Origin of the sequence: Pontibacter sp. Tf4, assembly GCF_014212495.1 — a bacterium.
Lineage (GTDB): Bacteria > Bacteroidota > Bacteroidia > Cytophagales > Hymenobacteraceae > Pontibacter.
Genome location: NZ_JACKZC010000005.1, coordinates 153,175 through 174,047, shown reverse-complemented (window position 1 = coordinate 174,047; position 20,873 = coordinate 153,175). Strand labels below are relative to the sequence as shown.

Annotated in this window: 20 protein-coding genes; 17 read left to right on the top strand and 3 right to left on the bottom strand. The window is 48.4% G+C overall.

Going from position 1 to position 20,873, the window contains the following annotated elements:
- Positions 1–473: 473 nt before the first annotated feature.
- The 3 genes from H7F15_RS09840 to H7F15_RS09830 all read right to left on the bottom strand — a co-directional run bounded on the left by H7F15_RS09840 (position 474) and on the right by H7F15_RS09830 (position 3,126).
- On the bottom strand, positions 474–1,409 hold the full coding sequence (locus H7F15_RS09840) for a phosphatase (RefSeq protein ID WP_185196808.1): 936 nt from the start codon (positions 1,407–1,409) through the stop codon (positions 474–476).
- Positions 1,410–1,560: 151 nt separating this feature from the next.
- On the bottom strand, positions 1,561–2,184 hold the full coding sequence (locus tag H7F15_RS09835) for a hypothetical protein (protein ID WP_185196807.1): 624 nt from the start codon (positions 2,182–2,184) through the stop codon (positions 1,561–1,563).
- A 48-nt stretch (positions 2,185–2,232) separates the two neighbouring features.
- Positions 2,233–3,126 carry a class I SAM-dependent methyltransferase gene (locus H7F15_RS09830; RefSeq protein ID WP_185196806.1) on the bottom strand — a complete coding sequence of 298 codons (894 nt, stop codon included), beginning with the start codon at positions 3,124–3,126 and terminating at the stop codon, positions 2,233–2,235.
- 107 nt (positions 3,127–3,233) lie between these two features.
- Here H7F15_RS09830 and dapF point away from each other — a divergent pair, with 107 nt between their 5' ends.
- The 17 genes from dapF (at position 3,234) to H7F15_RS09745 (ending at position 20,873) form a co-directional block, all read left to right on the top strand.
- On the top strand, positions 3,234–4,010 hold the full coding sequence (dapF, locus tag H7F15_RS09825; RefSeq protein WP_185196805.1) for a diaminopimelate epimerase: 777 nt from the start codon (positions 3,234–3,236) through the stop codon (positions 4,008–4,010).
- 281 nt (positions 4,011–4,291) lie between these two features.
- Positions 4,292–4,825 carry a GNAT family N-acetyltransferase gene (locus tag H7F15_RS09820; RefSeq protein ID WP_185196804.1) on the top strand — a complete coding sequence of 178 codons (534 nt, stop codon included), beginning with the start codon at positions 4,292–4,294 and terminating at the stop codon, positions 4,823–4,825.
- A 1-nt stretch (position 4,826) separates the two neighbouring features.
- A complete protein-coding gene (locus tag H7F15_RS09815) occupies positions 4,827–5,231 on the top strand; it encodes a hypothetical protein (protein WP_185196803.1) in 405 nt (134 codons plus the stop codon).
- Between the two features lie 218 nt (positions 5,232–5,449).
- Positions 5,450–8,821 carry a preprotein translocase subunit SecA gene (gene secA, locus H7F15_RS09810; protein ID WP_185196802.1) on the top strand — a complete coding sequence of 1,124 codons (3,372 nt, stop codon included), beginning with the start codon at positions 5,450–5,452 and terminating at the stop codon, positions 8,819–8,821.
- 110 nt (positions 8,822–8,931) lie between these two features.
- Entirely contained in the window at positions 8,932–9,597 is a 666-nt protein-coding gene (deoC, locus tag H7F15_RS09805; protein ID WP_185196801.1) for a deoxyribose-phosphate aldolase, read from the top strand.
- Positions 9,581–10,084 (top strand): sporulation protein, encoded by a 504-nt coding sequence (locus H7F15_RS09800; RefSeq protein WP_185196800.1) that lies wholly within the window; start codon positions 9,581–9,583, stop codon positions 10,082–10,084. The genes deoC and H7F15_RS09800 overlap by 17 nt, the downstream gene beginning before the upstream one ends.
- An 86-nt stretch (positions 10,085–10,170) precedes the next feature.
- On the top strand, positions 10,171–10,803 hold the full coding sequence (locus H7F15_RS09795; protein ID WP_185196799.1) for a hypothetical protein: 633 nt from the start codon (positions 10,171–10,173) through the stop codon (positions 10,801–10,803).
- Between the two features lie 28 nt (positions 10,804–10,831).
- Positions 10,832–12,019 carry a M20 family metallopeptidase gene (locus tag H7F15_RS09790; RefSeq protein ID WP_185196798.1) on the top strand — a complete coding sequence of 396 codons (1,188 nt, stop codon included), beginning with the start codon at positions 10,832–10,834 and terminating at the stop codon, positions 12,017–12,019.
- A gap of 9 nt (positions 12,020–12,028) precedes the next feature.
- On the top strand, positions 12,029–12,583 hold the full coding sequence (locus tag H7F15_RS09785) for a hypothetical protein (RefSeq protein ID WP_185196797.1): 555 nt from the start codon (positions 12,029–12,031) through the stop codon (positions 12,581–12,583).
- Positions 12,584–12,585: 2 nt separating this feature from the next.
- Positions 12,586–13,380, top strand: a complete 795-nt coding sequence (locus tag H7F15_RS09780) for a hypothetical protein (RefSeq protein ID WP_185196796.1) — start codon at positions 12,586–12,588, stop codon at positions 13,378–13,380.
- Positions 13,381–13,535: 155 nt separating this feature from the next.
- A complete protein-coding gene (locus H7F15_RS09775) occupies positions 13,536–14,051 on the top strand; it encodes an Hsp20/alpha crystallin family protein (RefSeq protein WP_185196795.1) in 516 nt (171 codons plus the stop codon).
- 173 nt (positions 14,052–14,224) lie between these two features.
- Positions 14,225–15,736 carry a Do family serine endopeptidase gene (locus H7F15_RS09770; RefSeq protein ID WP_185196794.1) on the top strand — a complete coding sequence of 504 codons (1,512 nt, stop codon included), beginning with the start codon at positions 14,225–14,227 and terminating at the stop codon, positions 15,734–15,736.
- Positions 15,737–15,884: 148 nt separating this feature from the next.
- On the top strand, positions 15,885–17,459 hold the full coding sequence (locus H7F15_RS09765; protein WP_185196793.1) for an aldehyde dehydrogenase family protein: 1,575 nt from the start codon (positions 15,885–15,887) through the stop codon (positions 17,457–17,459).
- A 569-nt stretch (positions 17,460–18,028) separates the two neighbouring features.
- Positions 18,029–18,589 carry an RNA polymerase sigma factor gene (locus tag H7F15_RS09760; RefSeq protein WP_185196792.1) on the top strand — a complete coding sequence of 187 codons (561 nt, stop codon included), beginning with the start codon at positions 18,029–18,031 and terminating at the stop codon, positions 18,587–18,589.
- A gap of 23 nt (positions 18,590–18,612) precedes the next feature.
- Complete coding sequence (locus H7F15_RS09755; RefSeq protein ID WP_185196791.1) at positions 18,613–19,248, top strand: hypothetical protein; 636 nt, start codon at positions 18,613–18,615, stop codon at positions 19,246–19,248.
- A complete protein-coding gene (locus H7F15_RS09750) occupies positions 19,241–20,347 on the top strand; it encodes a DUF4097 family beta strand repeat-containing protein (RefSeq protein ID WP_185196790.1) in 1,107 nt (368 codons plus the stop codon). Before H7F15_RS09755 ends, H7F15_RS09750 begins: the two co-directional genes overlap by 8 nt.
- A gap of 103 nt (positions 20,348–20,450) precedes the next feature.
- The gene (locus H7F15_RS09745) at positions 20,451–20,873 is read left to right on the top strand and encodes a RidA family protein (RefSeq protein ID WP_185196789.1); all 423 of its coding nucleotides are present in this window, start codon (positions 20,451–20,453) and stop codon (positions 20,871–20,873) included.

Sequence of the window (20,873 nt, the reverse complement as noted above, 5' to 3'; positions counted from 1 at the left end):
TTCCTTTGCTCGTGCCTCGCAATGCCCTGCAGGCACCGGAAATCTACAAGGCGCTCAACCCAAAGACTGATAACAATTCGATAGCTTCTGCCTTAGCTATAGTTGTTGTGCTTGCTCTTTGCTATAGCAGACCGATTACTTTCTCGTGGCTATAGTTCAGTAGGGACAGGTAAACCTGTCCTGTTCGTGGGCTGTAGCTATAGAACTATAGCTCAAACTATAGTAAGGGCCGAAATTCCCCTCTCGGGAGGGGTAGGGGTGGGTTAAAACGTTAACTATAGAACTATAGCCAGCGCTTAATGCAAGCCTGTCCCTTTCGGGCCAGTTGAGTCGGGAGACTCAACACCATCCTAAGTCACGAGCGTGGGCGCTCACGTCAGCCAAACCTGTATAGTAACTATAGAACTTTAGCCTAAACTATAGCAAAAGACCAAATCCTGAAAATCCCCGAATCCTGAAAATCCTGATTCTGACTACTTCCCCAGCATTTGCTGCAACACGCCTTCCTTCAGCGCATACGACGATACCCGGATCTCTTTTAGCTTATAGTTCTCCAGCACAAAGTCTACCAGTATAGTTGCCAGCAGAATCATATCCACACGCATTTCCAGCATGCCGGGGATGGCTAAGCGCTCGTCGTGGGTTTTGTGAAGCAGGTCCTTGTAGATACTATAAAAATCATCCATCGTCAGCTCCGATGCCGGTGGAATAGTTTGCTGACGGGAGGTGTCGCCTTTGCGGAGGGCATCTATGTCGCAAAGCGTATCGAAGGTACCGGATGAGCCTACCAATATAGTTGGTTTATAGGTTGCTACCGCTTCGGAGAGTGGTTGTAGTTTCTCAGCTAAATAAGTTTTTTCGGCGGCTATACTCTCGGCTGGTATCGGGTCTGCGGTGAAGAACTGGTCCATCAGGCGCTGGGCACCTACCTCGAAGCTGCGTTTCCAGAAGATCTCCTGGTTGTTGCAAACTATAAACTCCACGCTGCCGCCGCCAATATCCATGATAAGGGCTGTCTGCTCGTTCAGCACACCTGCGAAGCGTACGCCGTAGTAGATCAGTTCGGCTTCGCGGGCACCGTCTATTACTTCTACTTCAATGTCGGTCTGCTTGTAGATGTCCTTTACAAAATCGTCGCCGTTGGCTGCGTTGCGCACCATGCTGGTAGCCATTGCCCGAACCGTTTCTGCACCATGCTCATCAATCACCTTCCGGAAATCTTTCAGCGTTTTAAGGGCACGCTCGTAGGCTTCGGGCGCGATGTTGCCGTTGCTGATGCCGCCCTGGCCTAAACGAACCGGTACTTTGGTTTTATATAGGTCGTGCAACTGCCCCTGCTCATTCACTTCCGTTACCAGCAAGTGAAATGTATTAGTACCCATGTCAATCAGTGCAAGGCGGTTTTTCATTATTTATAGTTTGCTGTGACAATCAATTAGAAAGCAGCTTATACTTTGTAGCTTTTACAACAGTAACAAAGTGTTACTTTCAACAAGACAATTTTATATTTGGGAGATAGATTAACTAGGAGCTAAATCTTCTTAATGTATACTTTAATAATTAGTCTCGACCCGCCAGAAAATCATCAAGTTTAGCCCGTTCAATAGCAGTTTTTATTATATGCTTTTCATATTCAGGGCTCGCCTCTTGCTTCTTTAGATAGTCATTGAATTCAGCTTGATCTGGGTGCAAAGTGTTTTTAGCTAATTCTATTAAATGATTTTCGTATGCAAAACTTTTTTCTTGCTGCTTTAAGTATTCTTCAAAAGCTGTTTTACTATCAACCTTCCTATAGTAATCAAATTCTTCTAATAGTTTCCACGGTATCTTATCAGAAGTTTCTGCATTCCATACTTCCTTAAATTCTTCGTTTTCAAAATTTTCTCGATTATATTTTCTGGCAAAGACTCTTTTTATATTTTGTTTTATAATTTTCAATTGCAGGTCTTCATCATACTTTTCATAATTTATATAGATTTTTGAAATGCTGAAATTCCAAATTTTGCTTATATACAATGATGGGAACTTAATCCAATCATAGCCATATATTTTTTGAGTATGATATTCTACTATAACATCACAACCACCGGGTTCGTGAGATAGGGGATTAGTTCGAAATTCTCTCGCCACCCAGAGTATTCTGTTATAAAAGGATTCTGGAAGCCCTAATATTATCTTTGTCATTATAATCTATTTAATTTTCTCTTATCAAGACTATTAGCTATCAAGCATCTACCTTTCCACCGAAGTAAACCTAAAGAAAGTGCCCAAAGGCAGTTTTCGCTCACCGCTATCATGCAGGTATAGTTCGCCGAGTTCTACGTTCTTCACCATGTCGCCGAAAGTGCCGCGCATCAGGTTTTCGAGTACCATCGCCGAGAAGCCCATAGAGTACAGGTTTATCAGCAGGAAATAATCGGTGCCGTCCAGCATTTCGCGGCAAAGCTTTATCATCTCGTTAAGTTCGTCTTCCAGCTGCCATTTTTCGCCGTTCGGGCCGCGGCCGTAGCTAGGCGGGTCCAGGATAATGCCGTTATACTTGTTGCCACGTTTTACTTCGCGGCGGGCATACTTCATGGCGTCTTCCACTATCCAGCGCACATTGTCCAGGTTGCTGGCTTCCATATTGTCGCGGGCCCAGAAGTTAACCTGCTTTATAGAGTCGAGGTGCGTAACGTCGGCACCGGCAGCTTTGGCAGCCAGGGTGGCAGCGCCGGTATAGGCAAACATGTTCAGCACTTTTGGCTGCGGGGTTTTCAGTTTGCGGGTAGTGTCATAAATAAATTTCCAGTTCGCGTCCTGCTCCGGAAACAAGCCCACGTGCTTAAACGACGATAGACCCAAGCGGAAGCGCAGCTTCAGACCGTTATAGTTATAGTTGATGAACCACTGTTCGGGCATTCCTTTCTTCAGTTTCCACTGGCCTTTTTCCTGGCTGCCTTTGTCGCGGGTAAATACGGCTTGTGCCAGGCGCTGCCACTCCTGCTCGGGCAGGTGCTTGTCCCAAATGGCCTGCGGCTCGGGGCGCGCTACGTAGTACTGGCCAAAACGCTCCAGTTTCTCAAAGTTGCCACTATCCACTAATTCGTAATCGGCCCAGTTTTCTGTTGTAAGAAAGGAATACATATCTTTGTCGTTTATTTCAGGCGCAGTGCCTATAAGGTGGTAAAATTACGCATTATCTGCCACACCTTAATAGGGCACGAACCGGCAGTTTTAATTGTTTCAGATACATGGCAATCAGTTTTTATAAATACCAGGGCACCGGCAACGATTTCGTGATGATCGACAACCGGAAAATGACCTTCCCGGGCGAGAACGAAGCGTTGGTAAAGCACCTCTGCGACCGCCGCGTGGGCATTGGCGCCGACGGATTAATATTATTACAGGACCACCCGGACTACGATTTCGAGATGGTGTACTATAACGCCGACGGCCGTGTGGGCTCGATGTGCGGAAACGGCGCGCGCTGCACGGTACGCTTTGCCCGCCAGTTAGGCGTGATAGAAGACGTAGCCTGTTTTTTAGCTGCCGACGGCGAGCACCAGGCCAGCGTAGAGCGCGACCTGATACAGCTGAAGATGAACGACGTGAACGGCGTAGAAAGAATTGGCAATGATTATTACCTGAACACCGGCTCACCACATTACATCCGCTTTGTTGATGATGTGCAAGCTATAGATGTGTTTGAAGAAGGCCGCGCGATACGCTACAACGATCGTTTTGCAGCAGTAGGCACCAACGTAAACTTTGTGCAGAAACTAAGCGACAACGAGATATTTGTGCGCACCTACGAGCGTGGCGTGGAAGATGAAACGCTTTCGTGCGGAACAGGTGTAACAGCAGCCGCGTTAGTGGCTGGTTTAGAAGGCATGCAGAGCCCTGTAAAAGTGAAAGTGCTGGGCGGCGAACTGGAAGTAGCTTTTCAGCAATCCGGCGAAGATACCTTTAAGTATATCTACCTGATCGGCCCGGCCAAGCAGGTGTTTACAGGTTCGGTTACGGTTTAAACTATAGTTTACGTGCTGGTGCGAGCTTGCAGCTCGTACTTTATGTTCCTGGATTATGAAGGCACGAGTTGCAAACTCGCGCCAGCAAATAAGGTAACTATAGAACTACAACCAAAACTATAAGGGGACAAAAATTCCCCTCTCGGGAGGGGTAGGGGTGGGTTAACTACAGCAGACCAAACTATAGGTCCAACTATAAAACAAGACTCTCAGCAACTATAAATTGTTGGGAGTTTTTTCTTTTTTATGTAGCTTGTAACTATAGACCAAACTATAGCCCCGTGTTCCTGAAAACAGACCAAACCTTCCTGCGCGCCCTCGAGCCTACCGACCTGGATTTTCTGTACGCTTTAGAAAACGATACTGCCGTGTGGCATGTGGGCAACACACTTACGCCATATTCTAAATTCGTGCTGGAGCAGTACCTCGAAAATGCCGCACTCGATATCTATACCGTAAAACAACTCCGGCTGGTGATCTGCAATGCTGATGCGCAAACTATAGGCGCCATCGACCTGTACGATTTCGACCCGTTACACCGCCGGGCTGGCATAGGCATTGTGATAACAGAAGAATACCGCGGAAACGGACATGCTGCCGATGCGCTTAATCTGCTACTGACCTATTGTCGCGATGTGCTCAGGCTGCACCAGGTGTATTGCTCGGTTACGGCCACCAATCTGCCCAGTATTAATCTCTTTATCAAAGCCGGATTCGATCAGGTAGGAATTCGCAAAGAGTGGTTCCTGACGCCGGATGGCTGGGAGGATGTGGTGGAGATGCAATACATTTACGGCGCTAAAAAGAAGCAGTAGCATGGAATTTTCACCACCTATAGCAGCCCGCAAAACAGACGAACTGGTAAGAATAGCGAACTATCCGGATAAGTGGAACCCGGTTGCTGTAGAACAGGCAAAACAGGAACTGCTGAAAAGAAATGTCCCGACGGATTACCAGCAGCGAAAAGTCAGGAACTGGAACCGCTTTTATAAGAGAAAAGAGCAGGCCATCAGTTTCAGGAAGGCTAAGGAAAGCTATAGTTGGGTGGAGGTGATTTTTAACTTGCCTGCGTTTTTAATAAGCGTGCTGTTCGACTGGAACCTGAAAAAGGACGGCTATACATACAAACATAAACAGCGGAAGTACATACTGGCAATAACAGGGCTCCTGATCGTTATAGTTTATGTCTGGGTGCAGCTCTCTCAGCGATCAGCAATCTAACAATCCACCAACCACATTTTACCTGTTCTGTCATAGTTAATTAGCTTTTTCCACTGTAAATAGTATATCTTCTATACTTTACCGGTAAATATGGCAGATATCCTGAACAGGAATTAATGTGGTATTGTTTTAGTACAGAACGTAAAATATGTCAGAAAAACACCTTACTTTTGACGATATTGCAAACAGAAGATTTCATTTAAGAACAACCGACACAGATGTTTGATTTTTTCGGTAAAACCGTTGCGAAACTATTCGGAACCAAATCCGACAGAGATATTAAAGAGGTACTACCTTACGTATCTAAAATAAACGAAGAGTACGCTAAGCTTAAAGGCCTTACAGACGACCAGCTGCGCCAGAAAACAGCAGAGATCAAAGGCATAATAGCAGAGCGGCTGAAGCCTGTAGATGAAAAGATAGCCGCCCTGCACAAGCGCGTAGCCGAAGAAACCGAGCTGAACATTGTGCAGAAGGAAGCCATCTTCTCGGAGATAGACGAACTGGAGAAGCAGCGTAATAAAGACCTGGAAGTAGTACTGATGGAAGTGCTGCCTGTAGGTTTTGCGATAGTGAAAGAAACTGCCCGCCGCTGGAAAGAGAACGGCCAGCTGGTAGTAACCGCTACCGACATAGACCGCGCCATTGCCGCACGCAAGCCAAACGTACAGCTGGATGGCGACAAAGCGATCTGGGCGAACAAGTGGGAGGCTGCTGGCAACGAGATAACCTGGGATATGCTGCACTACGATGTACAGCTGATTGGTGGTATAGTACTGCACCAGGGTAAAATTGCCGAGATGGCGACCGGTGAGGGTAAAACATTGGTAGCAACCCTGCCTGCTTACCTGAACGCACTGGCCGGACGTGGTGTACACGTGGTAACCGTGAACGACTACCTGGCCCGTCGTGACTCGGAGTGGATGGCACCGTTGTTCGAGTTCCATGGTATCACCATCGACTGTATAGACAAGCACCAGCCAAACTCGGAGGCCCGCCGCAACGCTTACAAAGCTGATATTACTTACGGTACAAACAACGAGTTCGGCTTCGATTACCTGCGCGACAACATGAGCCGCGAGCCACAGGACCTGGTACAGCGCAAGCACCATTACGCCATGGTCGATGAGGTGGACTCTGTATTGATTGACGATGCCCGTACACCACTGATCATTTCAGGTCCGGTACCACGTGGCGACGAACACGAGTTCCATATCCTGAAGCCACGCATTTCGATGCTGGTGGAGGCGCAGCGCAAAGTAGTTACCAACTTCCTGACAGAAGCCAAGCGTCTTATAAAAGAAGGAAACGAGAAAGAAGGTGGTCTGGCCCTGTTCAGAGCGTATCGTGGTCTGCCTAAGAGCAAACCTTTGATCAAGTTCCTGAGCGAGACCGGTAACCGTGCCATCATGCAAAAAGTAGAAAACCACTACCTGCAGGATAACTCACGCCAGATGCCGGAAGCCGACGAGCCGCTGTACTTTACCATCGATGAGAAACACAACCAGATCGAGCTTACCGAGAAAGGCGTTGACCTGATCACAGGCCAGGGCGAAGATCCGAACTTCTTCATCATGCCGGACCTTGGTACGGAGATCGCAAACCTGGAGAACGACAAATCGCTGAGCCACGAAGAGCTGCTACAGCGAAAAGAGCAGTTGATCGCCGACTTCCAGGAGAAATCAAAACGCATCCACACCATAAACCAGTTACTGAAGGCTTATACCCTGTTCGAAAAAGACACGGAGTATATCGTAACGCCGGATAACAAGGTGAAAATTGTAGACGAGCAGACAGGCCGTGTGATGGAAGGTCGTCGTTACTCAGACGGTTTGCACCAGGCCATTGAAGCGAAAGAGAATGTGAAGGTAGAAGATGCCACACAGACCTACGCTACGGTTACGCTGCAGAACTACTTCCGTATGTACCACAAACTGTCTGGTATGACGGGTACTGCCGAAACAGAAGCAGGCGAGTTCTGGGATATCTATAAACTGGACGTAGTTGTTATCCCAACCAACCGGCCTATTGCCAGAAAAGACGAGCACGACAAAGTATACAAAACCGTTCGTGAGAAATATAATGCTGTTGCCGACGAGATCGTAGCTTTAACAGAAGCGGGTCGTCCGGTACTGGTGGGTACAACTTCGGTAGAGATCTCGGAATTGCTGAGCCGTATGCTGACGCTGCGCAAGATCAAACACCAGGTACTGAACGCCAAACTGCACCAGAAAGAAGCTGAAATTGTAGCGGAAGCTGGTAAGCCAGGCACGGTAACTATAGCTACCAACATGGCCGGTCGTGGTACCGACATTAAACTTACCCCAGAAGCCAAAGCTGCCGGTGGTCTGGCCATTATAGGTACAGAACGCCACGAGTCACGCCGCGTAGACCGCCAGTTGCGTGGTCGTGCCGGTCGCCAGGGTGACCCGGGTTCTTCGCAGTTCTTTGTGAGCTTGGAAGATAACCTGATGCGCCTGTTCGGCTCTGACAGAATTGCCCGCCTGATGGACCGCATGGGTCTGGAAGAAGGGGAAGTGATTCAGCACTCGATGATCACCAGCTCGATTGAGCGTGCCCAGAAGAAAGTAGAAGAGAATAACTTCGGACAGCGTAAGCGCCTGCTGGAGTACGACGACGTGATGAACGCACAGCGTGAGGTGGTGTACAAGCGCCGCAGAAACGCCCTGTACGGCGAGCGCCTGGAACTGGATATCTGGAACATGATCTATGATATCAGCGAGGACGTGATCGTGAGCTACAAGAACATCAACGATTACGAAAATTTCCAACTGCACGTGCTGCGTGTGTTCGGTATCGAGTCATCTATCAATGAGAGCGAGTTTAAGACCGTACAGGCTAACCAACTGGTAGAGCGCTTATACAACGAAGCACTGAACCATTACCTGACGCGCAACAAACAGATCGCAGACCACGCGTACCCAATCATTGCCGACATCCATGCCAACCGTGGACCGATGATTGAGAACGTAGCGGTACCGTTTACAGATGGTAAGCGCCAGTTAGCTGCTGTAGCCAACCTGACCAAAACGTATGAAACACATGGCATGGAGCTGATCCGGGCGATGGAGAAACTGATTACGCTGGGAACTATAGACCAGGCCTGGACAGAGCACTTACGCCAGATGGACGACCTGAAGCAAAGCGTGCAGAACGCGGTGTACGAGCAGAAAGATCCGTTGTTGATCTACAAGTTCGAGTCGTTTGAGCTGTTTAAGCGCATGATCGGTAAAGTGAACGAGGAAACTATAAACTTCCTGTTCCATGCATTTATTCCGGTTCAGGCGCCAGACCAGGTGCGTGAGCCACGTCCGCAGCAGGCGCCTAAAGCACCCGTGCTGAAAGAGCAGAAGCAGGAAGTACATTCATCACTCGAGAACCAGTCCGGGCATACTTCAATGCCGGCTCCGGAACCGGAAAAAATAATGCCGGCCCACTCGCAGAAAGTAGCCGGTCGCAACGACCGTGTAAGTGTACAGTACACAGATGGCCGTGTAGTGAAGGACGTTAAATACAAAACCGTAGAAGACGACCTGCTGCACAACCGTTGTATAATAATTGAAGACTAAGAATACCGCAGCCACTAACTCAAATTAGTGGCTGCTTTATGTTTACATAAATCTGAAAGTATAAAAAGAGAAGTCTAAAACCTTTTGTCTTTCATATAAAATCTCGAATTATGGCAAGAGAGCTTGCTTCCTATATTGACCACACGATCCTGAAACCTGATGCTACCGAAGCCCAGGTACTGCAGATCTGCGACGAAGCCCGTAACTATAGTTTCGCAGCTGTTTGTATTCCGCCGTGCTATGTGCAGGCCGCAGCAGAGCGTTTAAAAGGCACTGATGTGCAGGTGGCCACCGTGGTTGGTTTCCCATTGGGGTATAATCATCCGAAAGTAAAGTTCCTGGAAACGCATCAGGCCATTGCCGACGGCGCTACGGAAATTGATGTGGTCATCAATATTTCTGCCCTGAAGTCAGGTAACTATAGCGGTGTGGAGAACGAACTGAGCGAGCTGGCCAAGTTCTGTCATTTAAAAGATGCGGAGCTGAAGGTGATCATCGAGACAGCACTGCTGACAGACGATGAAATTGTAAAAGCCTGCGAGCTCTGCACCAATGCCGGTGTGGATTATGTAAAAACGTCAACAGGGTTTGCTTCTGCAGGAGCTACGGTGGCGCACGTGGAGCTGATGCGCCGTGTATTGCCATCGCACATAAAAATCAAAGCGGCCGGCGGCATCCGAACATTCGAAGATGCGCAGGCGTTAATTAAGGCAGGCGCCGACAGGTTAGGTTGCTCGGCCAGTATCCAAATTGTTACCCATGAACAGAATCGTTAGTCTTTTACTTTCGCTAACTATAGTTATTTCCACAGGCTGCGCGTCGTCATCGGCAGGCGGCTCGTCAGACAGAACGGTTAAATCTGGCGGAAAAGATAAAGTGGTGGAAGACCTGAGCGTTTACCGCCCGAAATACGAAACACCGGAAGATGCACCGGGTGCCCGCGTAGAGCCAGCCAATCATGTAAACCGCAAAGTGGCCGTGCTGATGGATACCGTGGCCAGCGTGAACAAGAACATCAAGTATGCACAGGGTTACCGTATCTTGGCTTACAATGGTTCTGAGCGGCAAACCGTTATGGACCTCCGTAAGTCAATTATCAGGCGCGTGCCGGAAGTAAAAGATTATTTGACCTACAACCAGCCGAATTTCCGGTTAAAGGTAGGCGATTTTTTTACCCGCCTGGAAGCGCAGCAGGTGCTCAACCAGATCTCAGACCTGATCCCGAATGCGCAGATCGTGCAGGACCAGATCAATATTAAATGAGACGGTAGATAATAGATTAGAGACTTTAGAGCGTTGCGGTCCCACAGGTTCGCAACGTTTTTTATTTTTGCTACCTTTAGTTACTTATGAAGCGATTACTTCTTACACTGCTTTCTGCTGCTGTTTTATCCTGTGCTCAAAAAGTAAACAAAGCTCCGGTTGATGAAAGTAAGCAAGCCTATAGTACCCGGGAACTAAAAGAAAGGCTTTATCGACAGAAAGCACAGACAGATACTTTATTTAGCAAAAACCTTGATGAAGTTAAGGTGCTTGTAAAAGTTAAGGACACAAATAAACCAGTGGAAGTCTTTAATGAAGCATGGCCGGAAGAGATTGAAGAAACCTATAACATCCTAAAAGATGCATCAGGTAGGATAATAAGGATCTCTGAGTCCCCTTACAGCGAAAGTGGAGACTGGGATATAGTGTATAGTTATTATTTTGATGAAAACGGGGATACCTATGCTTACGAAAGAAAAATAAGTGCTTTTAATACGTTCTGCCCTGATGGAGGAATTATAGAAGACGTTAGCCAAGAAACCGTAGTAAAATTGTATGGTTTAAACCATGCCTTGATTGATAGCACATATAAAATGGTAGACCAGAACGCTGTAGACATTACAGCAAGTAAGTGTCAGCAGGAAGTAAATAGCGAAGACAGACAAGTTTATAGTTTGCAGTTGTACCTAGAAAGTAGAAATATCAAACCAAGTAAGTAGTTAACTTACTTCAGAATCAATTAAGAACTTGAACATCGCAGATAAAATAAAAGAACTGGCGAAAGCCTATGCCTCTGAAACGGTGCAGGTGCGTCGCCACATACATGCCAACCCGGAGCTTAGTTTTGAAGAATACAATACGGCAGCCTATGTAAAGCATACGCTCGGGAACTATGGCATCGCTTCGGAAACGATGGCCGAAACAGGTTTGGTAGCGTTGATAAAAGGCAGAAACCCCGATAAGAAGACAATTGCCCTGCGTGCCGACCTGGATGCCCTGCCTATAGTGGAAGCCAATGAAGTAGACTATAGATCAAGGAATCAGGGCGTGATGCATGCCTGCGGACATGACGTGCATACAGCGTCGTTGCTGGGTGCTGCCCGTATTTTGCACGAGTTGCGCGAGGAGTTTGAAGGAACTATAAAACTGGTGTTCCAGCCCGGCGAGGAGAAGTTTCCGGGTGGCGCTTCAATCATGATAAAGGAAGGCGTACTGCAAAATCCGGCGCCGGAAGGTATCATCGGGCAACATGTGTTTCCGCTGTTGCCGGCGGGTAAGGTAGGCTTTAAGTCTGGTATGTACATGGCCAGCGCCGATGAGATCTACATTACCGTGAAAGGCAAAGGTGGCCATGCGGCGCTACCCGAAATGAATATTGACCCTGTTCTGATATCGGCACACCTTATAGTTGCACTGCAGCAGATCGTGAGCCGCCATGCCAGCCCCAAAACGCCAACCGTGCTTTCCTTTGGTAAAATAGAAGCCAAAGGTGCCACCAACGTCATCCCGAACGAAGTGAAAATAGAAGGTACTTTCCGGACGATGAACGAAACATGGAGAAGAGAAGCGCATCAGAAAATAAGAAAACTGGCCGAAAGCCTTTGCGAAAGCATGGGCGGCAGCTGCGATATAGATATTAAAAATGGCTACCCTTTTCTGCAGAACGATCCGGAGCTGACAGGCAGAGCACGTGCAGCAGCTGAACTATACCTGGGCGAAGAAAATGTAGTAGACCTGGATCTGTGGATGGGGGCAGAGGATTTTGCCTATTACTCGCAGGAGGTGCCTGCCTGCTTTTACCGTTTAGGCACCCGCAACGAAGCGCGTGGCATTACATCCGGCGTGCACACCCCAACCTTTGATATTGACGAAGCTGCCCTGGAAACCAGTATCGGCCTGATGGCTTTTGTGGCCGTGCAGGAGTTGCAGGCATAAACTATAGTTATGAGAAATCTACTTGTTGCCGGAATGATAGCTGTACTGCTGAGCGCCTGTGGCAGCGCAGAGGAGCAAAAGACAAAGCCAACAGAAATAGCTGAGGCAGAAACGAACATTATAAAGCAAAGTGTAAAATACCACACGTTCTCTGATCCGGCTACGAAGGATATCTTTATTGTGCAGCTGAGAGGTGATTCGGTGCAGGCTGCAACAGTAACTTTTGAGATAAAAAACAGCAAAGGAGAGCAGATCTACGAAGAGAAATTTAAAGCAATTGATCTGATAAACTACGACCTTCCTGAAAATGCCTCGCCGGAGGAGTGGGATAAATTCATTCTTAATAGGATAGATAGTTTTTTTGATGAAAAGAACTTTGCGACCCCGGCTATAAAAGAAGGAATGACGTTTGACCCTTACTATGCGGATAGCACTGCTTGGAATGATATAAAAAATGACTCCAGCCGGGTTGGCTTTTATTACCTGTTGGGCAAAGAAGATGGCCGCTGGATTGCCTATTCTGAAGCGCTGCAAAAAGTGGTGATGTATTTTAACTGCTGCTGAATATGAGAAAACTATACTTCCTGCTGCTTTTGGTGCTTCCGGCAACGGTGCTGGGGCAAAGTAAGGTTACGGCGCCAACTACCATCTGGCCGGAGCTGCAACTAAGCACTGACTTGGGCGAAGACGGCATCCTTTTTATCCGGAACCAGTACCGCATTAATACCGACAGCCGGTACAACGATTTCAGCAATTCCGGGGTGCTGAGCAGCCTGGAGCGCATTGAACTGAGCCTGGGTTACGAGCACACGTTTACCGAGCACTGGCGGGGCGGGGCAATCGTGCGCTATGCAGCCGAAAATTTTCCGAAGTCTCTTTTCATATCGCCGTTTATCCGGCACAACGGTAACCTGAAAGGCCTGTACTTTAACAAGCAACTACTGTTTGATTATGTGGTACAGCAGAGCCGGAAGGATTTTGGCAGGTATAACCTTTCCGTAGAGTTAGGGAAGCGCCTACCACTTAAAAGCAGGTTCATTTCACCGGCTATCAGCTACGAAGCCACACTGCTGTCGGAGTTTGGTAATGATGAAGATGAGAACGAGGAAAAGCGACTGGTAGACCGTACGCGCCTGCGCCTGCACCTGACCTACGAACTGACCGAAAAGCTGCGTATTACCCCATATTTTATGCGCCAGACAGACCGCTACTATGTCATGATTGCCCCGGAGTACGATGAAGATGGCGTGCTGCTACAGGAAGGCTACACGACCAAACGGAACCGCATTACACCTGTTTTCGGGCTGGAGCTAAAGTACACGATAGGCAGGACACCGCAAACTGCCAGTATTTCTTACTAATGATGTGGTAACTGTAAAAGCGTCAGATAGTTAGCGGGGTTTATGGTTTCAGAAATGACATTTTTTCATAAAAAATCAGCATAATTCCATTGGCATAGTTTTTACTATCCTATAGTTGAAAGTTAAGTTTAAGAACTTTAAAAAAGGAGGTAACTATGGCACTAAGCAAATATACCGGCATGGAAACCAACATGCCACAGACATTCAGCTCCATGCTCGACAGGTTCTTTAACGAATCGGTAAACGCAAGAGGCATGAGCAGCTTTACACCACACGTAGATGCCTGCGAAACTGAAAATGGCTACGAAATTGAGGTAGCATTGCCAGGCATTAAAAAAGAAGACATTTCGATTGATTTCCAGGAGGGCCGCCTGACCATTTCGGGTGAGCGCAGATTTGAGCGCAAAGAAGGCGACGGCAAACGCTACCAGATGCTGGAAACTCAGTACGGCTCATTTACCCGTTCGTTCTACCTGCCTGATAACGTAAATCCTGACCAGATATCCGCCCGACTGGAGAATGGCATACTGCAGGTAAACGTACCGAAAGATGCTCATAAGACCATGAAACGCCAGATCAGCATTGCCGGTACCGAAGAGGCGGATGAGAACAGAACCGCCAAAGCAAAAAAAGCAAAAACATCTGAGAACGGTAAGGCTGTAGAAGCTTAACCCAGAGATACAAAACAAAAAAGAGGCCCGTAATTTTTGGCCTCTTTTTTGTTTGTTTATACCTTAGAGAAGCTTATCCCGCCTTTGCAGGCACACTACCGTATACAAGTATAACGTTATACGGTAAACTACATAGCTGAAACTATATATTAATTTAACTATAACCCTATTAAATGAAGACGAAACAGTTTATTGTCGGCCTCACGCTTTCAGCCTTATTGGGTGGCGGTGTTGCGGTAGGTAGCTATAAGCTGCTGGAAGACAACAACCCCGAAACTACCCAGGAGCAGGTAGAGTATCCGAAAGTCCGCTACACAAGCGAAATGCGCAGCAGCACCAATGCGGTGCCCGAAGGTTTAAATTTCATTAAAGCAGCACAGGTTTCCACACCGGCCGTAGTCCATGTTATGACGGAGTACAGTGTCCGCTCATCCGAAAACTATAGCAGCCCGATGGACCCGTTCCTGCGCGAGTTCTTTGGTGATGGCTTTGGCGAACGCGTGCCACGCGGCCCGCAAATGGGCTCCGGCTCCGGCGTGATCATTGCCTCTAACGGCTACATTGTTACTAATAACCACGTAATTGACAGGGCAGATAAAATAGAAGTTGTGCTGGACGACAAGCGCAAGTTTGAAGCAACCCTGGTTGGTTCGGACCCGAACACCGACCTTGCCCTGCTGAAAATAAATGCTGATAAGCTTCCGGTTATCCGCTACGGCAACTCCGATGAACTACAGGTAGGCGAGTGGGTGCTGGCCGTAGGTAACCCTATGAACCTGACCTCAACTGTAACTGCCGGTATTGTTAGTGCCAAAGGGCGTAACATCAACATCCTGAGCACAAACCAGCGCAGCAACGGCCAGACAGCCGATATGACAATCGAATCGTTTATCCAGACGGATGCTGCCGTAAACCCGGGTAACTCGGGTGGTGCGCTGGTTAACCTGAACGGCGACCTGGTAGGTATAAACACAGCCATTGCCTCGCAGACCGGTTCTTTTGCCGGGTATTCGTTTGCGGTGCCATCGGCTATAGTTAGCAAAGTGGTAGATGACCTGCTGAAGTTTGGTGAAGTACAGCGTGCCTTGCTGGGTGCCAACATCCAGGAAATTGATGCCGCTTTTGCAAAAGAAAAAGGCCTGAAAACGCTGAACGGCGTATACGTTGCCCGTGTAACCGAAAACAGTGGTGCCCAGGATGCCGGTCTTAAAGAAGGAGACGTGATCACGGCTATAAATGGTGTGGCGATCAGTAAATCGTCGCAGTTGCTGGAGCAGATTGCCCGCTACCGCCCTGGCGACAAGGTAAAAGTAGCGTACATGCGCGATGGTAAAGAGCGAACTGCCAACGTGACCCTGAAGAACATGAACTCGAGCACTGAGCTTACCAAGCGTGCAACTGCCAAAGCCATTACCTTTGACGGTGCTACGTTTGAGCCTGTAAGCAAGCAGGAAATGAACAAGCTGGGTATTGACGGCGGTGCCAAGATTACAGGCGTGCGCAGCAGCAAATTCCGCGATACAGGCATGAAAGACGGCTTTATTATTACCAGAATTGATAAATACCCGGTAAATGAGCCTGGCGATGTGCAGAAACACCTGAAGAACTTTGAAGGTGGCGTGGTGTACATTGAGGGTGTTTACCCGGATGGCCTGAAAGCTTACTACCCGATAGGCAAAGGGTAATTAACATACTGATAATCCTACAGAAAGCTTCTGCAGCCTTGCAGAAGCTTTTTTATTTTATAGCTTTGTAAAAGACCCTTTTGTATCATTTCCGTCTGTTGGCTAAGCTATAGTTGCCGGCAGGCACTAAACGCATTACATAAAACTCATGAAACAGACCATAGATCAGCTTCCGCTGCAGCAGGACATAGCTGACATGCTAAAACAGTTAGGAGTAAAAGACATCAACCCCGCTTACAGCACCGGCCTTACCTGGGGCGGCACCGGCAAAACTACCCGCGATATTTCCTCGCCAGCCGATGGCAACCTGATTGCTACCGTAACCATGGCCACCCCAGAAGACTATGAAACTATAGTTACCACGGCTCAGGAAGCTTTTAAAGTATGGCGTAAAATGCCGGCTCCAAAGCGCGGTGAGATTGTGCGCCAGATAGGAGAGAAGCTGCGCCAGCACAAAGAGGCTTTAGGCAAACTGGTAAGCTACGAAATGGGCAAAATTCTGCAGGAAGGCCTTGGCGAGGTGCAGGAAATGATCGATATCTGTGATTTTGCGGTAGGATTGTCGCGCCAGTTGCACGGCTATACCATGCACTCGGAGCGCCCGCAGCACCGCATGTACGAGCAGTACCACCCGCTGGGCATTGTTGGCGTTATTTCAGCGTTTAACTTCCCGGTAGCAGTGTGGAGCTGGAATGCCATGCTGGCTGCCGTGTGCGGCGACGTTATCATCTGGAAACCATCCGAGAAAACGCCGCTTGCCGCTATTGCCTGTCAGCATATTATAAGAGAGGTGCTGGCCGAGAACGACCTGCCGGAAGGTATCTTTAACCTGATCATCGGGGATGCGGAAATTGGTAGCCTGATGAGCCACGATAACCGTATTCCGCTGGTTTCGGCTACAGGCTCTACGCGTATGGGCAAGAAAGTAGGCGAAGCAGTGGGCTCCCGTTTAGGCAGATCGTTGCTGGAACTGGGTGGTAACAACGCCATTATTCTGACCGAACATGCCGACCTGGAACTGGCAACTATAGCCGTTGTATTCGGAGCGGTTGGTACCTGCGGACAGCGTTGCACGACGACCCGCCGCCTTATTATCCACGAAAATATTTACGAGCAGGTAAAAGAGCGCCTGCTGAAAGTATATCCAAAACTGCCGATCGGTCATCCGCTGGACAGCACGACGCTGGTAGGCCCGCTGATCGACAAGGACGCAGTAAATGCCTTTACCAATGCGCTGGAGAAAGTGCAGCAGGAGGGCGGTAACCTGATAACCGGTGGCGACCTGCTGAGTGGCGAAGGCTACGAGACCGGCACGTATGTAAAACCGGCTATAGTTGAGGTAGAGAACCACTACGAAACCGTGCAGGAAGAAACCTTTGCCCCGATTCTGTACCTGATCAAATACAGCGGTGATGTAGAGAATGCTATTGAGCTGCAGAACGGCGTAAAACAAGGCCTGTCATCTTCTATCTTCTCTACCAACCTGCTGGAGACCGAAGCATTCCTGAGCCACTGGGGTTCTGACTGCGGTATTGCCAACGTGAACATTGGTACGTCCGGTGCTGAGATCGGTGGTGCATTTGGTGGTGAGAAAGAAACAGGTGGTGGACGTGAGTCCGGTTCTGATGCCTGGAGAGTATACATGCGCCGCCAGACCAACACCATTAACTATAGCCGTGAGCTACCACTTGCCCAGGGCATCAAATTTGATATCATGGACTAACATTTTAATATTCAATAATTTTAATATTAGGCTGAAACTATAGTTTGAAACAGAATTGAAGTATCGGCCGGAATGTAGAGACGCAATACGTTGCGTCTCTTTTTTTTGTCGACATCTAAGCAAACTCATCCTAAAGATTTACAGAATTTAAAACTTGCGCTGGCATCCAACCGGTGGCGTACAGTGGGCGCGAGTCTCCAGACTCGCTTGGATATAGTTGCAGAACAAGGATAAACTATAGTTTGGCCCATCATTTCATAGCGGAGACGCAAGGTATTGCGTCTCTACAATCCTGAAAGTCCTTAATACTGTAAGTACTTGTTCTGTCAAACGTTAGAAGCCAGCTCTGCAAAGGGCTGGCTTTTTTTGTGAGTAAACGATTGCTGCCCTGTAAACGACAGCTATAGTTGGGGCAACGCACTATTATCCTGAAAATTTTTGCAACTTAATGCAACCTTCGGTTTAGGGCTTTGTCTTTAGTATGCAAGTAGGGGAGACAGCAGGGAAATGAAGAAACGGCAGCGCCGATGGTGATAATAAAGAAAATATAATTCCTAAAACGGAGTAACTTGGAGACATCTACTTATCAGGACGTTAATCAGCAGGTAGTGGAGCGGTGCAAGGGTGGCGACAACCGGGCACAGTACGAACTATACAAGCTATACTCCAAAGCCATGTTCAACGTGAGCATGCGCATCACCAACGACTACGCCGAAGCAGAAGATGTACTGCAGGAAGCGTTCATCAGTGCCTTCAAAAATCTTCATTCCTACAAATCTGAAGCCTCGTTTGGCAGCTGGCTTAAAAAGATCGTGGTAAACGCCGCGATCAACGCTATCCGGAAACGCCGGGCAGAGCTGGTACCTATGGACGAGCGCATTGCCGGCGAGGTGGCAGACGAGCCCTCGGATGAGGAGGACGCCGCCTGGCAGGTAGACAAGGTGCGCCGCGCCATACAAAAGCTGCCGGATGGCTACAGAGTAGTGCTAAGCTTATACCTGCTGGATGGCTACGACCACACAGAAATAGGGGAGATACTGGGTGTATCGGAATCTACTTCCAAGTCGCAGTACAGTAGGGCAAAAAAGAAATTATTAGAAATCATGCGTGAGCCACAGTTCGCGGCCTGATAACAGAACAAACAATAACAGACATGAAAGATAGACTGAAAGACTTTGTAAGCGAGCATCGGGATGAGTTCGATGTGTATGAGCCCCGGCCGGAGCTCTGGCAGGAGATCTGTCAGGAAATATCGGTTGAGAAAGAACGACAGGAGACCAAAGTGATCCGGTTCAGCTACGGCGATAATTTTAGCTTTAGCGGTAACCTGGCCTTTATGCGCGTAGCAGCTGCCATACTGCTGCTGCTGGGCTGCGGCCTGACACTATGGATGACCAAGCAGCGCACCGAAGAGGGAACCTATAGTTTGGCAGCGGCCACCCAGCCGGCCATACAAAAGATAGCCCCCGAACTGGTTGAAGTGGAAGCCTACTACACCAGCCAACTGAAGAGCAAGAAAGAAGAACTGAGCGAGTACGACATGAAAGTGCTTGGCCTAGACGAAAAACGCGACATAGACCGCGAGCTTGCCCGCCTGGACAGCAGCTACATTCAGCTTAAAAAGCAATTACTAACTGCCCCCAATACCGATAAAGTGATGAACGCCATGATCCAGAACCTGCAGATACGGATCGAAGTGCTGAATCGCCAGTTGGAAGTATTACAGAAAATAGAAACCCTTCAGAAACAAACAACCGAAGAACAACTAAGCAATGAAACCAATGTATAGATCTCTACGCTACCTGGCTATTATTTTTGTAATGGCCCCAGCTATGGTACTCGCTCGCCAAGCGACCGACAGACCATCCACCCCGCCTGCACCAACGCCGCCAGCCTTACCGGCACCGCCTTGCCCGGAATCTGCTGTAGCTATAGTTCAGCCACGGGTGCATGTGGCGCAGCCGCCGGTACACTTCGTGCGACCGGGCCAGCCTACAGTCTCGGTAAAATACGATGCCGAGAAACGCAAAACTTTTGAGAAGACCTACAAAGTAAACAGCTCCGACATTCTGAACATAGAGAACAAGTATGGCCGCGTGCATGTAAACACCTGGGATAAAAAGGAGATAAAGGTAAAGGTTGACATGATTGCCCGTGCCGGATCTGAAAACAGGGCAAATGATCTGCTGAACCGCATGCAGGTGGACGAAGCCCGCGAAGGGAATACGATCTACCTTAAAACAGTGTACGAGCCGGGCCGTAATTCCGGAATGAGCTCATCCGAGATAAACTACACCATTTACATGCCCGAGTCCAACGCCATTACCCTGAAGAATACGTACGGCGATGTGTACCTGGCAGCGCTTAAAGGCAAAGCCGATGTAACCATGAAATACGGCAACCTAAAATGCGACAGACTTGCCAATGCAAACAACGCTCTGAAACTGACCTATGGCTCCGGCAGCTGTAGTTATATAAATGGCGGCACGCTGCAACTGGCTTACTTCGACCTGAATGCCGCGGATGCCAGATCGTTGAACGGGTACAGCAAGTACAGCGACCTGACCATAGGCCGTCTTGCCGAAGGCATTACCATGGAAATGAAGTACGGTTCGTTCCGGGTAAACAACATCAGCAACAGCATTAAAAACATAAAGCTGGCCAGCACCTACATCCCCATCATGCTTAATTTTGCCGACAACACTGCGTTCGATTTCGATGTGAATGTGCAGTACGGTGATTTTAAGGTGAACAAAGACCTGGTCAATATCACATCGATGGAGAAAGACTATACCTCTGCTGATTATAAGGGTAAGTTTGGCAACAGCTCGTCCAAAGCAGCCGTGTCCATTACCTCTAAATACGGCGATGTCCGGTTCACGCAATAAATTCCTGTTTGTGTAAGTTGTTTTGTTATAGTTGGGAGCCGGCCAGTCAGCCGGCTCCCGGCGTTTGGTAGGGTTTATTAGCCCACAATGCTTATATTTGACTATGGCAAATCAAAACGAGATACTAAATTCTTCTAAGGCCCCTGAACCGGTTGGGCTATACCCGCATGCCCGCAAAGTTGGCAACCTGTTGTTCCTGTCCGGGGTTGGCCCCCGCGAGCGCGGCACTAAAAAGATACCCGGCGTGGAGCTGGACGATGCCGGCAACATTACCTCTTACGACATCGAAGCGCAGTGCCATTCTGTGTTCCAGAATGTACGCTACATTTTAGAAGATGCCGGCTCGGGTTGGGATAAACTGGTGGATGTAACCGTGTTCCTGACAAACATGAAAGCTGATTTTGCGACCTATAACCGCATTTATGCCGAGTATTTTAAGGACAACCAGCCCTGCCGTACTACGGTAGAGATCAGCAGCCTGCCAACCCCGATCGCTATTGAACTGAAGTGCATCGCCACCATTTAA